Annotated in this window: 12 protein-coding genes and 1 pseudogene; 6 read left to right on the plus strand and 7 right to left on the minus strand. The window is 69.9% G+C overall.

What is annotated here, in order from left to right; translation table 11 throughout:
* The first annotated feature begins 1,386 nt into the window (after window positions 1-1,386).
* Window positions 1,387-1,971, plus strand: a complete 585-nt coding sequence (locus tag ACZ4U1_RS00235) for a hypothetical protein (protein WP_467897651.1) — start codon at window positions 1,387-1,389, stop codon at window positions 1,969-1,971.
* Window positions 1,972-2,448: 477 nt separating this feature from the next.
* On the opposite strand, the gene ACZ4U1_RS00240 is transcribed toward ACZ4U1_RS00235, so the two are convergent.
* Window positions 2,449-2,946, minus strand: coding sequence for a VOC family protein (locus ACZ4U1_RS00240; RefSeq protein ID WP_467897652.1), 498 nt, complete (start codon window positions 2,944-2,946; stop codon window positions 2,449-2,451).
* Between the two features lie 187 nt (window positions 2,947-3,133).
* Entirely contained in the window at window positions 3,134-3,844 is a 711-nt protein-coding gene (locus ACZ4U1_RS00245; protein ID WP_467897654.1) for a hypothetical protein, read from the minus strand.
* A gap of 179 nt (window positions 3,845-4,023) precedes the next feature.
* On the opposite strand from ACZ4U1_RS00245, the gene ACZ4U1_RS00250 reads away from it, so the two are divergent.
* A protein-coding gene (locus tag ACZ4U1_RS00250) for an IS5 family transposase (RefSeq protein ID WP_467899996.1) occupies window positions 4,024-4,853 on the plus strand; the annotation gives its coding sequence in 2 pieces (ribosomal slippage) (window positions 4,024-4,360 and window positions 4,360-4,853; 831 coding nt in all).
* Between the two features lie 17 nt (window positions 4,854-4,870).
* Here the strand turns inward: ACZ4U1_RS00250 and ACZ4U1_RS00255 are convergent.
* Window positions 4,871-5,788 (minus strand): LysR family transcriptional regulator, encoded by a 918-nt coding sequence (locus tag ACZ4U1_RS00255; RefSeq protein ID WP_467897655.1) that lies wholly within the window; start codon window positions 5,786-5,788, stop codon window positions 4,871-4,873.
* A gap of 71 nt (window positions 5,789-5,859) precedes the next feature.
* Here ACZ4U1_RS00255 and ACZ4U1_RS00260 point away from each other — a divergent pair.
* Together ACZ4U1_RS00260 and ACZ4U1_RS00265 are read left to right on the plus strand one after the other, a co-directional pair.
* A pseudogene (locus ACZ4U1_RS00260) lies at window positions 5,860-6,523 on the plus strand (maleylpyruvate isomerase family mycothiol-dependent enzyme).
* Complete coding sequence (locus ACZ4U1_RS00265) at window positions 6,520-7,071, plus strand: anthrone oxygenase family protein (protein WP_467897657.1); 552 nt, start codon at window positions 6,520-6,522, stop codon at window positions 7,069-7,071. The pseudogene ACZ4U1_RS00260 and the gene ACZ4U1_RS00265 overlap by 4 nt, the downstream one beginning before the upstream one ends.
* A gap of 188 nt (window positions 7,072-7,259) precedes the next feature.
* On the opposite strand, the gene ACZ4U1_RS00270 is transcribed toward ACZ4U1_RS00265, so the two are convergent.
* From ACZ4U1_RS00270 to ACZ4U1_RS00285, 4 genes are all read right to left on the minus strand, one after another.
* Entirely contained in the window at window positions 7,260-7,382 is a 123-nt protein-coding gene (locus tag ACZ4U1_RS00270) for a hypothetical protein (protein ID WP_467897658.1), read from the minus strand.
* Window positions 7,383-7,449: 67 nt separating this feature from the next.
* Window positions 7,450-7,587, minus strand: coding sequence for a hypothetical protein (locus ACZ4U1_RS00275; protein ID WP_467897659.1), 138 nt, complete (start codon window positions 7,585-7,587; stop codon window positions 7,450-7,452).
* An 89-nt stretch (window positions 7,588-7,676) separates the two neighbouring features.
* Window positions 7,677-10,079, minus strand: coding sequence for an ABC transporter permease (locus ACZ4U1_RS00280; protein WP_467897661.1), 2,403 nt, complete (start codon window positions 10,077-10,079; stop codon window positions 7,677-7,679).
* A gap of 5 nt (window positions 10,080-10,084) precedes the next feature.
* Complete coding sequence (locus ACZ4U1_RS00285) at window positions 10,085-10,855, minus strand: ABC transporter ATP-binding protein (RefSeq protein WP_467897663.1); 771 nt, start codon at window positions 10,853-10,855, stop codon at window positions 10,085-10,087.
* 157 nt (window positions 10,856-11,012) lie between these two features.
* On the opposite strand from ACZ4U1_RS00285, the gene ACZ4U1_RS00290 reads away from it, so the two are divergent.
* Together ACZ4U1_RS00290 and ACZ4U1_RS00295 are read left to right on the plus strand one after the other, a co-directional pair.
* Window positions 11,013-12,230, plus strand: a complete 1,218-nt coding sequence (locus ACZ4U1_RS00290) for a sensor histidine kinase (RefSeq protein ID WP_467897664.1) — start codon at window positions 11,013-11,015, stop codon at window positions 12,228-12,230.
* Window positions 12,215-12,862: a response regulator gene (locus ACZ4U1_RS00295; protein ID WP_467897666.1), complete on the plus strand. Its 648-nt coding sequence runs from the start codon at window positions 12,215-12,217 to the stop codon at window positions 12,860-12,862. The genes ACZ4U1_RS00290 and ACZ4U1_RS00295 overlap by 16 nt, the downstream gene beginning before the upstream one ends.
* Window positions 12,863-12,977: the final 115 nt, after the last annotated feature.

Here is a 12,977-nt window from a genome sequence, read left to right on the forward strand (position 1 = left end):
GGCCAGGACCGCAACGACGATCCCACGGCGGCCGCGTGCCCACGGGCAGGAAGACAGAATTCATGTCACCGATCGGCCGCCCCGCGCCCGGAGCCACTCGGTGTTCCCCGCGCGGAGCGTGCCGGCTCACCTCACTGGCTCCGGCCGCCCACCTGAAGCGGTCGGGCCTGGCGAGTGGCAGTCGCACAGCAGCTCCCGGATGGACCACGTCGGCAGAGCAGCTCCCACCCACGCCTGGCTCCAGTGCTGCCCGCTCCTGGTCGATATCACTGGCGACCGGTTCGACGCCCTGCCGCTGCGCCTGGGCCCCGCCTTCCCCGGCACCCCCCGGCGCGCCGGCACGGCCAGGGAGCAGTTCTGTAGAGGCCGGGGTTCGGAGCGGATGTCGTGTAGACGGCTTCAGCTGGGGCGTTGAGGGTCACCTGATGAAGAAGCCGGGCTCCCCGGGCGCCTGTGGCGGTGATGGCGAGGCTTCTGGTCGGCGTTGGCCGAGGACGCCGTCCTCACCGCTCTGATGTGGACACTGGCGTCGCCGGGCACGATCGGGGGGACATGACTTGTCCTGGATGTCGTCTCGCAGGACGAGACGCAGGGCACTCCCGCGCCATGCGGCGGAAACCGTCGTCGAGGAGACCGACCGCGGGGCCCCGCTTCGCCCGGCCTCACGGCCCGGCCGGCGGCGGAGCCGCAAGCGATCATCGGTACGCTGCAGCGGTGCGCACCGTCGAACTCCTGTTGGATGAGGCGGCAGAGCTGGCGGTCCGGGAGGCCTGGCGGCGGCTCGCGGACGCGGGGCTGCCCAGCCAGGCGCGCCACCGTTCACCGACCAACAGTCCGAACCTCACCCTGACAGCCTGTCCGGAGCTGACCGCCCCGATCCGCTGGAAGCTCGCCGAGGTGGCCGCCACCCTGCCGCTGCCGGTGCGGTTCACCGGCCTGGTCCGCTCGGGATGGCGGCCGGCGGTTCGGCGTTCAGCGTCGCGGCCTCCATCTGACGCGGCAGGCTGTGCCGGCAGGCTCGGCCAGCCCGCGTGCGCTGGCCTTCCCGCGCGACCGCACGCGTCAACGAGGGCCGCAAGCAGGTCTACGGAATCAGATCGCCGCCGTGAAGGACGGGGCGCCGCTTCCGTGGCCCTGTGAAGGGCCCGAGCGCATGGACGAACTCCGTACGGGAGTCGGCATTCGAGCTCTTCGACGAGTACGTCGGCAAGTTCTCCATGGCCTCACGCTCCCTTCCCGGTCGCGTCCGATGGATCACTGCCCGGGGTCACCTGCCGCCGGCAATGATCCGCCGGACAGGCCTTAAGGTGTGGAGCAGCCTCCGCAGTTCAGAGGGTTCCGATCTGGAAGGCAAGCAAGGCACGCGCTGATAGGCCTGCGGCCATCATGAGAGGGTTCGAGAGGCCGAGGAGGGACATCACCGTGCGCGACGACCTTGGAGATTTCGAGGTCGAGGACTTCGCCTGCGAGGTTGACCTGGGGACCGGCTGGGTCGAGGACACCGAGGATGACACGACGGGCGCGCTCATCACGGCCAGGTATTACCCCGGAGACCCCACAAGCCTGCGGCGGTTCCTCGCCGGACCGGTCGCAGCCCTGACCATCGACTGCTACGGCGAGGACGGTGGTGCCCAGCCCACCCTGGCGGAGGTTGTGGACATGCTGTTGCAGCGGCCGCACTTCGTGGGGCGTCCCGCGGTGTCGTACCAGGATGTCCCGGCCGGGCCCGCGGTCCGCCTCGCAGGGCCGTTCACCCAGCGTGTCTGGGGCGGCTTGCGACGAAAGAGGGGGTACGTGGTCACTTACGTGGTCGCCCCACCCGGCCGCCACCACATCATCGAGCTTGCTGTGGTATCGGGCGACCGGCGCCACAGCTCCGACTATGCCGGGCTCGCCGACGCTCTGATGCCGACTCTCCGGCTCGTCCCGGTGTCCAGGCAAGATGCGGCAGACCATCCCGCGCAGCCCTGAACGTGCTCGCGCGAGGCTTTACTCCTGCGTTCGGGCGGCGTCCACAGCATGTCGGTCGAGCAGAGCCTCGTTGATTTCGGGGGACGCCGCGTGTCTCACCACAGTATCTATCGACGGACCCCGGCGGTCCGGGACCACTCCGACGGAACCCGCGCACGCGAACCAGGACGCAGTTGGACCCAGGTACGGCAGCGCTCCGCAGACGTTCGGCCGGGCCGTCGACCTCGCCACCGCGCCGCGGCTGTCGTGGTGGACACGTCGCCGTGCCGCGCGCACGAGCTGACCGTTGCGGGCCTTCCGTCGGAGGCGAAACGGCGCGCCCCCCGGCAGCTGCAATGCCGGTGTGCCGAGGCTCTGTAGTCGTCACCGGCGGCACCGCGGTGCGGCATCCGGCACCGCACCGCCCGCAACGTTCGACACACCACGATCTTGGGCACCGTCTTCTCACCCCGGGGTGGCAGGCGAGACGGTGGCTGCTCAGTCGAGGTCAGAGGCTCGGCCTGGGAAGAAGTCGGCGCTTTGGACGTACTCCATCGCTTGGGTGAACTCCGGGTCGTCGAGGCGGCGTTCCATCTCCTGCGGGCTCAGGTCTTCCACGTGGGTCTGGATCCAGTACAGGTTGCCCAGCGGGTCGCGCACCCGCCCGACCCGGTCGCCGAAGAACAGGTGGGTGACCTCAGTGACCGAGGTGCCGCCGGCCGCAACGGCCTGCCGATGCACGGCGTCGGCGTCCTCGACGTAGAGGCGGAGGAAGCCGGGGGTCGGCGGCCACTCCGGCCGCGCGTCGAACATCATCACCACCGAGTCGCCGATCCGCACCTCCGCGTGCTCGATGCTTCCGTCTTTGCCGGCCAGGCAGGCGAGTTCCTCCGCGCCGAACGCCCTCTTCATGAAGTCGATGAGCTGCAGGGTGTCGCGCGAGATGATCCACGGCGTCACGGTGTTGTAGCCCTGGGGAACCGGCTTGACGGACATCTGACTGCCTCCTGGGGGGCGAGTGCCTCAACGTGGTGATGACGCTAGTTCCGCTTTAGGTCAACTCCTGTCCTAGAGGTGCCCGATGGAGGACGACGCACGTCACCCAACAGAGTCGTCCGGGATGAGTGCACCGCTGACAAACAGGATCCCGCCGGACGGGCCAGTCATGACCGGCAAGACACCCCTAACCCCGGGCCTGCTCGGCCGCGGCGATCTCGGCCGCCGTCGCCGTGGCCCGCCGGCCCGCCTGGACCTGCTGGAGTCGCTTGATCGTGGCAGCCAGCACGTCATGGGCGTCCGTGGGATCCCCGCCCGCGTCCTCGACGCGGACTCGGGCGATGACCGTGCCGGACCGGCTGTAGCCGTAGACCGTGCCGCTCGATCCGCTGTGCGCGAGGAAGACCGATTCTTCTCCGATCGAAGTGCGCACCTTGACGGGAGCCGATTCGTCCCTGTCGGGCCACCGGTCGTACGCGGCCTTCGCGTGGGCGGCGGTGTCGAACTGGCAGACGTCCAGGTCGATCCCACGTGAGAGGGTCGATCCCTGGTAGTCGTAGTCGCCGCTGCCCGCTCGCTGCCAACCGGCCGGCGCGGGAGCCTTCAGGGGAGCGCAGTCATCGGGTTCCCCGAGCATGCTCTTGTGCAGGCTGCCGGGGTAATAGCCGGGGACCACGTCCTCGGCGTCGGGAATCGCCTGGGTGAGCTCACCCCGGTCGAGCTGCCTGGTCAGCGGCACGTCGGTGTCGTCCTTGAAAGGCTGCGGCTCGCCCTTTCCGCTCGCGGACGGCGCCCCGGCGGGCGGCGGTGCCCCCTCCGAAGCCTTCTCCGCCGAACATGCGGAAAGCGTCAGGCACGCCAGAAGAGCTGTGGTTATCGCGGTGTTACTGCGTGTCATGTGATCAACATAGCCCGGCCCATGGTTGCCGGACGGCCGAAGCCGGGAGCCGTCGCTTTGGATCTCGCCGAGGGGGCACGGGCGCGGGCACGATCCGAAAGGGATGTCCTAGAGCGTGTCTCTTTGATCGGCTGGTCAGTTGATCGGATGTGTCCGTCCGGTTAGTGATCACCGATGCGATGTGGGGCCGGATCGAGCCGCTGATGCCGGCTGATCCGGTCCGCGGACGGCGGTGGGCCGATCACCGCCGCACCTTGGAGGCCATCGCGTGGAAGTACCGCACCTGCTCGCCCTGGCGGGACCTGCCGAAAGAACTCGGCTCATTCCAGACCGCTCACAAACGCCTGATCAGGTGGGCCGTGCACGGCACCTGGGAACGCATCCTTGCCGCGGTCCTGGCAGCGGCCGACACTGATGCCGACATCGGCTGGACCGTCTCGGTGGACTCCACTGTCTGCCGGGCCCACCAGCACGCCGCGGGAGCCAGGAAAAAGGGGCTCCAGGCCAGGCCGAACCCGGCGACCACGCGCTGGGACGCTCGCGCGGTGGCCTGAGCACGAAGGTCCATCTCGCCAGCGACGCCCATGCGCGGCCCTTGGCCCTTCGCGTCACCGCAGGCCAGGCGGGCGACGCTCCGGCCTTCGAGATGGTCATAGCCGCCTTCCGTGTTCCGCGAAGCGGACCCGGACGGCCGAGAACTCGCCCGGACGTCGTCCTGGCGGACCGCGCGTACTCATCCCGAGCGATCCGGAGTCACCTCCGCCGACGCGGAATCCGCGCGGTCATCCCCCAGCCGTCCGAACAGGTCGGCCACCGGCTGCGGCGAGGCAGCGCGGGCGGTCGCCCGCCGACTTTCGACGCGGCGTCGTACAAGCAGCGCAACGCGGTCGAGCGATGCATCAACCGCCTCAAGCAGTGGCGCGGCCTGGCCATGCGAACCGACAAACTGGCCGTCGCCTACCAGGCCGCTCTCCACGTCGCCGCCATCCTCATATGGGCACGACGGTGACCAAGGACGGAGGAAGTCTAGGAATTGGGGGGCTTGGGGATGACTTCGCGTAGGCGGTCGAGGAGAACGCGGGCCGCGGGGCTCGAAGGGCCGCCGGCCTGCCAGGCGAGCGCGATGCGGGCACGCATCTCGGGCCGGACGATCCGTAGGGTGCGAAGGTGTCTGTCGAGGGGAGACTCGTTCTCACCGGCAGGTAGCACGGCGATGCCGAGGCCCCGCGCGGCAAGCTGCGAGAGCACGTGTGGGGCTGCCGCCTCGAAGGCGACCCGGGGCCGGAATCCTGCCTGTGCACAGCCGCGTTCGAGCGCCGTGCGCACCCCGGTGCCGCGCGGCAGGCAGATCAGCGGCCGATCCCGCAGCTCGGCGAGCGGGACGCTCGTACCGTCGACGCGGTCGAGAACGGGATCGCTTGGCGCGACAGCGGCGACCAGCGGGACATCGATCACCGTCTGGAAGGCCGCTCCGGGCGGGGGCGCCTCCTCTGCCGTTCCGAGGACGGCGATATCGAGCTCGCCGGCCAGGAGCGCGGCCTGCATCCGCTCCGTGGTGTCCTCGGTGAGAGCCACCTCGACCGAGGGGTGGGCGTCGTGGAAGTCCGCGAGTAAAGCGGCGATATCGAAGGCATGGCCAGTGGCGCCGGAGACCAGTCCGAGCGTGACCCGGCCGCGCAGCAGCCCCGTGTACGCATCGACCGTCTGCCGCACCGACTCCGCCGCGGCCAGTGCGGCCCGGGCGTACGGCAGGACCGCCCGGCCCACCTCGGTCGGTGTCACCGACCGGGCGGAGCGGTCGAGCAGGGGCTGCCCCAGTTCCTTCTCCAGCTGGCGGACCTGGGCGCTGAGGCCGGGCTGGGCCAGATGCAGCCGGGCGGCGGCTCTTGTGAAACCGCCTTCCTCGACGACACAGACGAAGTAGCGCAGCTGGCGGAGTTCCATAAGCAGCGATTCTAGATTGCAGCAGAACTATCTACTGGCACTATCGATCTGCTGGCCTCAGGCTTGATCACATGGGGAACTCAACAGCCCGCAAGGGGAAGAGTGTCGAGGTCAGGGCGGCGATCGCGGCGGAACGCCGAGAACTGGCCGATCTGTTCGACACATTGAAAACCGATCAGTGGAACGAGCAGAGTCTCTGCGCGGGATGGCGCGTTCGCGAAGTGGCGGCGCACATGTCGATGGGGTTCCGCCTCTCCTTGCCCACGATGCTCGGTGAACTGGTCAAGGCACGCGGGAACCTTCACCGCATGACCGATCAGGTCGCGCGCAGGGATTCGGCCGCCCACTCCACCACCGCGCTCGCCGCCTTCCTGCGGGACAACGCCCACCATCCCTGGACACCACCGGTCGGCGGGCTCACGGCGGCGCTCGGCCACGACGTCGTGCACGGGCTGGACATCACCGTGCGCCCTCGGCCTCCACCGGCGCGTCCCTGAGAACCGGCTGCGCATCCTCCTCGATGACATCCGGCCCAGCGGCCTGAAGTTCTTCGGTGCCGACCTTGACGGAGTGCAGCTGTGCGCCGAGGACCTCGACTGGTCGTACGGCTCTGGCTCACCCGTCTTCGGCGCCGCCCAGGATCTCCTGCTGTTGGCCTACGGTCGCAGGCTTCCGGACGGCCGGCTACGAGGAGAACCGAGCGATCGTTTCACGCGATCCGCCGAGGAGGCATGAACCAGATGCACACCCGCCTCCTCCTGGGTCTGTCCCTGTTCTCCACCGGTCTGCTTGCCGGAGCCTTCGGTTACGGCGCCGCCAACTTGGTCCCCACCTTCAACTCCGTGCCGATCGACATGAGACTCGACTTCCACACCGAGCTGATGAAGATGAACGGGATCACCGTGCAGGGGGCGATGGCGGTCTCGGCCCTCAGTGCCCTCACCCTGGCCGCCCTGACACGCGGACGAGCCCGGGTCCTCGCAGCCACTGCAGGGCTCCTGACTGTCGCGTCCTTCCTGATCACCCGGTTCGGGAATGTCCCGATCAATGGCCGCATCAAGCAGTGGGCCGCCACCGCGCCGCCGGCCGACCATGCGGAGATCCTGAGCCGCTGGGAACTGTTCAACGATGCCCGTACCTGCACTGCCGCAGCTGCGTTCGCCATCCTGATCTCTGTTGCCCTGCGCCAGGCAGGCAGGCAGGCAGGCAGGCGACCGAGCACCACTGAACCCACCGCCGTCATCTCGACAGGCCGATGCGTCGACCCTGGGGAACCCGTATGAGGGCGCGATCCGTGCCACACCACATTGGTCACCGATCACCGGGTGCGGCTGATCCACTGGCAATCCGTCAAGGGGACACGACCTAGGGGCAGCAGTGGGGCGTTCAGTTTGCTGCACACCCGTGCACGGGTGGGTCATCGTTTGATGCGTCCGAGGATGGCGAGGACTCCGAGGGCGAGGAGGGTGGTTCAAGGAGGCAGGAGGGCCATCTCGATGTAGGTGCCGGTGGTGGTGAGGTTCTGTCCGCTGGAGCGGAACACGACCGAGTTGACGGCGACACGGCTGGCTTTCTCCGCGCGGGCCCATGTCATGCGCCTGGACCAGCCCCCTGCACGGTGGGGTGGGCGGTGCTGGTGTTGAGGCTGATCCTGCTGCCCTTCAGGGTTCCGGTGGTGGTGGATCGGGATCGTGGGTGGGCAGGTCGGCACCCATGAGGAGAAGCACGGTGAGTGTCATGGCGGCGAGCAGCCAGGTGAAGGCGCGGGAGGCACGCAGGCCGTAGCCGGGCAGCAGCAAGTACCCCCTGCTGCATGTGCGTCCTCCTTCAGGCCTCGTGTCCTGCCGCTCGCCCCCTGCTCGTCCTGCCTCTCGCCCTCCCCTGCGCCTTACGCGGTCTGCCGCTTGAGCGTCCTCGCCGTGACCGCGATCCCCGCGAGCACCGCCGCCGCCAGCGTGCCGAGGATGGCGGTGGCGATGGTGCCGGAGTTCAGGTGCAGGCTCACGTCCGAGGAGGTGGCCTCGGACAGGCCCGCCGCCATGCCGGCCAGCGGGGGCAGCGTGACCAGGACACCGAGGGCGGCGCCGATGGCGACGACCAGGGTGGTCTCGCCGGCCGAGATGAACAGGAGCTGGCGGACGGTGCCGCCGGCCGACTTCATCACCCCGAAGTCGCGGCGTCGGCCGTGGGCCGCCATGGCCATGCTGTTGGCGACGGCGATCACGCTGTAGCCGACGGCGATGACGATCAGCATCATGGCGAGGGAGTCGGTGAGTTTGGCGTCGGTGTCGTAGTCGGCCAGGGCGAACTGGGCGGCGTCGTGCAGCGCCACTCCGGGCACCACCGCCGAGGCCTTGGCGCCGGCGGGGACGAAGATGTCGTCGGTGAGCGCGGCCGGGTCGTGGGCGCGGACCAGGTCGCGGGCGACCACGAAGTCACCGCGGGCTGGGTCGTCGGGCATCACCTTGGCGACGGTGAGCGTGACGGTGGCGCCGTCCGCGAACCGGACCGGGACTTCCTGGCCCTGCTTCAGACCCAGCTCGCCGGCCGTCTTCTCGCCGAGGACGGCCTGTCCCTGCTTGTTCCACTTCGGGTCCCGGCTGCCCAGGACGTCCAGGGCGGTGGCCGCACCGGCGGTCTCGCCGTCCCGTGCCTTCTTCGTCTCGACGAACGCGCGGGTCGGCAGGGCGGCCTTGCCGACCGGGTTGGCGGCGACGACCTCGTCGGTGTTGCCCGGAGTGCCGTCCGGCGTGACGATCGTCTGGCCCGCGACCTTCAGTGCCTCACCGGCCGGGTAGGCGACCCGCATCGTCTCGACCATGCCGCTGAGCAGCACCGCGAAGCCGACGGCGGCGATCACCGGGGCCACCAGGGAGGCGGCGCGGCGCGGGTTGGCGACCAGTTCGGCCCGGACCAGGACCGGAGCGGCCTTGCCGCCGCGTTGGAACGGGGCGGTCAGGATCCGTCCGACGGGTCCGACGAACACGGGGGCCAGCAGGGCCGCCGCGACGATCAGCGTCATGGTGGCGAAGATCGCCATGTTGGTGCGGTTGTCGGCGGTGGTGGTGGCGGTGCCGATGGCGAGCAGGACACCAAGACCGAGGACGGACAGACCTGCGATCCAGCGACCGCGCCCCATGCCCTTGTTGACCGAGCGGCTGTCGAGCAGTGCCTCGATCGGGGCGACCTTGCCGGCCTTGCGGCCCGCGCTCCAGGCGCCGATCACGCTGACGCCGATACCGACCACGGAGGCCACCAGCAGCGGCCAGGCCGCGATGCTGATCTGCATGCCGGGCGGGGTGACGTCCAGGCCTTTGAGGATCGAGAGCAGCAGGGGCGTCGCGGCCACACCGGCCGCGCAGCCCACGATCGAGCCGGCCAGGCCGACCACGGCGGCCTCACCGAGGATCATGCGGCGGATCTGCTTCGGTGAGGCGCCGATGGTGCGCAGGAGGCCGATCTCGCGGCGGCGCATCCCGGTCGACAGGACCAGCATCGAGGCCACCACGAACGCCGTGGTGAACAGGCCCAGGAGGGCCATGGCGCTGATCAGCTGGACGCCGAGGAACCGCTTGTGCTCGATGTGCGCGGGTTGCAGCTCGGCCCGTCCGTCACCGGAGACCACGCTGCCGTGCTCGCCGACGGCCTTCTTCGCGGCGGCGACGATCGCACCGGTGTCGGCGCCCTTGTCGGGGATCAGGGCGATGGTGGAGACACCGGGCTGCTGCTTGGCGGCGAACTGCTCGCTGAAGTAGTAGCCGGGGCCGTCCACGGTGCCGACGACCTTGAACTGCTCGCGGCCCTGCGTGATGTTGACGGTCAGTTCGCTGCCGACCGCCGCGCCGAGGGCGCGGTCGACCACGACCTCGTCCGCCGCGGCCGGAGCCCGGCCGGAGACCAGCTTGTACGGTGCCATCCGCGCGCTGGAGAAGCCGTGCCCGGCCTCCAGGGCGCCCTCGTCGGTGACGGGCTTGCCGTCCTTGATCGCCTGTGCGTAGAAGGAGCGGTCCACCACCGCGTCGGCGACGCCCGGGACCTTCTCGAGGCCGGAGACCAGCGGCTCGGCCTCGGACGTGCTCCAGGGCATCCGGTCCTCGGGGTTGCCGTCGGTGTCGACGGCCTGCGGTGGCAGGGCGAGGGCCGCGGTGCCTTCGTAGCGCGGCTGGACCTTGGCCTTGGCTGAGTCGTAGATGACCAGAGTGGTGGTGATCAGGGCCACGCCGACCAGGACGGCGACGAAGGCGCCGAGGAAACCGGACCAGCGTTCACGGACGTTCGCGAGGATCAGCACGTCTCTCAGGCCTCCAGCCGGGCCATGTGGGTGGCGATCGCCGCGGCGTTGTCCACACCGGCCTGGCGGTCGAGCGAGATACGGTCGGCGATGCGGCCGTCCTTGAGGAAGACGACGACGTCGGCGTGGGCCGCGGCCACCGGGTCGTGGGTGACCATCAGGGTGGTCTGGCCCTCCTGGTCCACCAGCATCCGCATCATCCGCAGCACCTCGCGCGAGGTGACGGTGTCCAGGGCGCCGGTCGGCTCGTCCGCGAAGAGGACGTCGGGGCGGGTGACGAGGGCACGGGCGAGGGCGACGCGCTGCTGCTGGCCGCCGGAGAGCTCACTGGGACGGTGTCCGGCGCGCTCGGCGAGTCCGACGGAGGCGAGCGCCTGCTCGACCTGCTCGCGGCTGACCTTGCGGCCGGCGAACCGGGACGGGAGCTCCACGTTCTGCGCGGCCGTCAGGGACTCGACCAGGTTGAAGGCCTGGAACACGAACCCGACGTGCTTACGGCGCAGTTCGGTGCGTTCCTTCTCGTTCTGCGGGCCGATGTCCGTACCCGCGAGGATGATCTTGCCCTCGGAGGGCTGCTCGAGGCCGGCCGCGCACTGCAGCAGGGTCGACTTGCCGGAACCTGAGGGGCCCATGATCGCGGTGAAGGTGCCGCGGGGGAAGCCGAGGGAGACGCCGTCCAGAGCGGTCACCTGGCGTCCGCCGGTGCCGTGCACCTTGCGGAGGCCGTGGAGTTCGACCGCGTTCTGTGTGGGGGTGAGGTGGCTCGTCGTCGTCATGCGTCGATCTCACCGTGCGGGGGGTGGTCGGGGCACTGGCCTGCTCTCTACTCCTGAGGTAGAGCCAGCTCTACCTTCCCGCCCCCGGACGGCCCGGCGCAGGGGGCCTGCTGTGCCCGCGCGGATCCGGTAGAGGTCTCCTGGATACGGTGATCGCATGCAACCCACAACGGCCTGGCAGGCCATGGCTCAGCGTCCCCTGAGCTTTCTGACCTCCAGCTGGCCCTGGCGGTCCCTCGCGTATCTGACCGGCGGCGTCCTGGTCGGTGCCGCGGCGGTCCTCGTCTTCGCGCTCGGCCTGGCCGCGGGCCTGGCCCTGCTCGTCGTGCTGATCGGCGTGGCACCGCTGGTCGGCCTGGCCCTCGCCTCCACCGTGGTGGCCACGGTGGAGCGCCGGCGGCTGCGTCTGGTGGACCTCGACCGGCTGACCGACCCGCACCGCAGCCCGGACTCTCCGGGCCTGCGCGGCTGGGTGGCCACCCGGCTCAAGGAGCAGGCCACCTGGCGGGAGTTGGTGTTCACGCTGCTGTCGGCCGCGGCCCTGTGGTGGCTCGACCTCCTTGTGCTCGGCTTCTCCTTCGGGGTGCCGGCCACGTTGATCGCCGCAACGTCCGAAGAAACCTGGCCGTGGACGGTGTTCGCCGTGATCGTGCTGCTCTCCTCGCCCTACACGGTGACCTCGTGGGCCGGAGCCCGCGCCGCCATGGCCCGCACGTTCCTCGCCCCGCGGGACAAGGAGCTGGGCGAGGAGCTGCGCGAGGTGCGCGCTTCGCAGTCGCGCCTCCTGGACTCCTTCGACGCCGAGCTTGTGCGGATCGAGCGTGACCTGCACGACGGGGCCCAGCAGCACCTCGTATCCCTGGGAATGACCCTGGGCCTCATGCGCCTGGACGTCGAGGAGGGCTCCGCGCAGGACGAGCTGCTCACCAAGGCCGAGAACCAGCTCTCGACCGCACACCAGGAGTTGCGTGCCCTGATCCGGGGCCTCAACCCGCCGGTCCTCGCCGACCACGGACTCGTCGCCGCCATCGAGGACTACGCGGGCCGCTTCCCGATCCCGGTGACCGTGGACCTGAAGCTGCCCCAGCGGCTGCCCAGAAAGCTCGAGACGACGATGTACTACGTGATCAACGAGGCCATGACGAACATCGCCAAGCACAGCGGCGCCACGACCGCGCACGTCCACGGTCGCTACCATTCCGACCTGTTCATCCTCGACATCACGGACGACGGCCGGGGCGGACTCGACCCCGCGGGCAGTGGCGTGACCGGTCTCGCGGACCGGGTCGCCGCTCTCGACGGCCGGATGCGGGTGTCGAGTCCGGTCGGTGGTCCCACCCTGGTGCACGTGGAGGTCCCGTGTCGCTTCGCCTGATCGTGGCCGAGGACGCCGTGCTGCTGCGCGAAGGCCTGGTCGGACTGCTGGAACGGGTCGGCCATGACGTGGTGGCGGCCGTCGGCGACGCCGACGCCCTGGTCGAGGCGGTCCGCGCCGACCGGCCCGACCTGATCGTCACAGACGTCCGGATGCCGCCCTCGCTCGGCGACGACGGACTGCGGGCATCGGTCGAGTTGCGCACGGAGTTCCCCGGACTGCCCGTGCTCGTGCTCAGCCAGTACGTGGAGAGGTCCTACGCCCTGCGCCTGCTGGACTCGGGCGGCGGCGCCGGGGTGGGCTACCTGCTCAAGGAGCGGGTGAGCGCGGTGGCGGACTTCACCTCCGCGATCGAACGGGTCGCCGCCGGCGGGACCGTGGTGGACCCGGAGGTCATCCAGCAGCTGGTCCAGCTGCGCCAGGACCCGCTGGAGCGGCTCAGCGCCCGCGAGCGCGAGGTGCTCGCGCTGATCGCGGAAGGCCACAGCAACGCGAGCCTGGCCAAGCACCTGTTCATCAGCGAGGCGGCCGTGAACAAGCACATCGGCAACATCTTCAACAAGCTGGATCTCCCGGTGGACACGGAGGGGCATCGCCGAGTGCTCGCGGTGCTGGCGTATCTGCGGGCGTGAGGGCCCACGACATGCGGGCGCCCGGCACGAGGTGTCGTGTCGCGTGGTCAGTCGCGCTCCGGCTCGATCTCCACGAACTCCTCCTCGACGGAGGCGATCAGGCGTACCGGCCGTG

The sequence above is a fragment of the Streptomyces sp. NPDC028928 genome (genome assembly GCF_055564915.1).

Coding starts and splice junctions, on each gene's coding strand:
- ACZ4U1_RS00235 (WP_467897651.1), top strand. CDS start 1,387: ATGAGAGGGTTCGAGAGGCCGAGGAGGGACATCACCGTGCGCGACGAC.
- ACZ4U1_RS00240 (WP_467897652.1), bottom strand. CDS start 2,946: ATGTCCGTCAAGCCGGTTCCCCAGGGCTACAACACCGTGACGCCGTGG.
- ACZ4U1_RS00245 (WP_467897654.1), bottom strand. CDS start 3,844: ATGACACGCAGTAACACCGCGATAACCACAGCTCTTCTGGCGTGCCTG.
- ACZ4U1_RS00255 (WP_467897655.1), bottom strand. CDS start 5,788: ATGGAACTCCGCCAGCTGCGCTACTTCGTCTGTGTCGTCGAGGAAGGC.
- ACZ4U1_RS00265 (WP_467897657.1), top strand. CDS start 6,520: ATGAACCAGATGCACACCCGCCTCCTCCTGGGTCTGTCCCTGTTCTCC.
- ACZ4U1_RS00270 (WP_467897658.1), bottom strand. CDS start 7,382: ATGACATGGGCCCGCGCGGAGAAAGCCAGCCGTGTCGCCGTCAACTCG.
- ACZ4U1_RS00285 (WP_467897663.1), bottom strand. CDS start 10,855: ATGACGACGACGAGCCACCTCACCCCCACACAGAACGCGGTCGAACTC.
- ACZ4U1_RS00290 (WP_467897664.1), top strand. CDS start 11,013: ATGCAACCCACAACGGCCTGGCAGGCCATGGCTCAGCGTCCCCTGAGC.